Genomic DNA, 710 nt, shown 5'->3' on the forward strand with positions numbered 1-710 from the left:
ATATTATTAGCCATATATCCAATATAAGTAGCCATTACTACAGTTCTTTTTTTAATGGGCTTTTTTAAAGGTATAAAACATTCCCATCTTAAACCTCTTAAAGCAATTATAACTACACTGAGTATTAAAGATATAATAAAATATGTTACATTAATATTTTTTACTACTTCAATAGAGCCTTTTATATCAATGCCTCTAAAAGCAAAGTATAAACATGCAATACTTATAATTATACCAATAGTGATATTAATAGCTGTTTTATATTTTTTATACATACGAACTCTCTAAATATTTATTTGTTACCTTACAAAGTTTTTTAATAATGATATAAAGTTTTCAAAATCATCAAGCATCTCTTTAGCTATATTTAAATTGAATTTTTCTAAACTAGGTATTTTATTAGCATTAAGAATCTCATTTTTAGTGCCGTTATTATAATCTTCTATAACATTTTTTACTATGCTTGTTAAATCTAATACAGAATTGTAGGCATTAATAATAATCTTGTTGCCTTCATCATCTAACTTTTTTACCATAGCTTCTATTAATTCTCTGCTTGTTAAGGCCTTATTTTTTGTAATAGTCCAGCCTTTAAATCTTTTGAAGTTTTCAGATTCTGGGCTTAATTGTGCATCAAAATTAACAATTTCTGTATTAGAATCGTTTAAAGTATAAAATGCATCAAGCCCCATAGAATTTCTTTCTTTATT

2 protein-coding genes are annotated in these 710 nt (G+C 24.8%); both read right to left on the minus strand.

Annotation, left to right across the window (positions count from 1 at the left end):
• Positions 1 to 275, minus strand: a 275-nt coding sequence (locus GQX97_RS13265) for a lysylphosphatidylglycerol synthase domain-containing protein (RefSeq protein WP_198391250.1), incomplete at its 3' end; no start/stop codon positions are given.
• Between the two features lie 24 nt (positions 276 to 299).
• The coding region (locus tag GQX97_RS13270) for a DUF5312 family protein (protein ID WP_232473407.1) at positions 300 to 710 on the minus strand (411 nt) is incomplete at its 5' end.

This window comes from Brachyspira sp. SAP_772 (assembly GCF_009755885.1).
Lineage (GTDB): Bacteria > Spirochaetota > Brachyspiria > Brachyspirales > Brachyspiraceae > Brachyspira.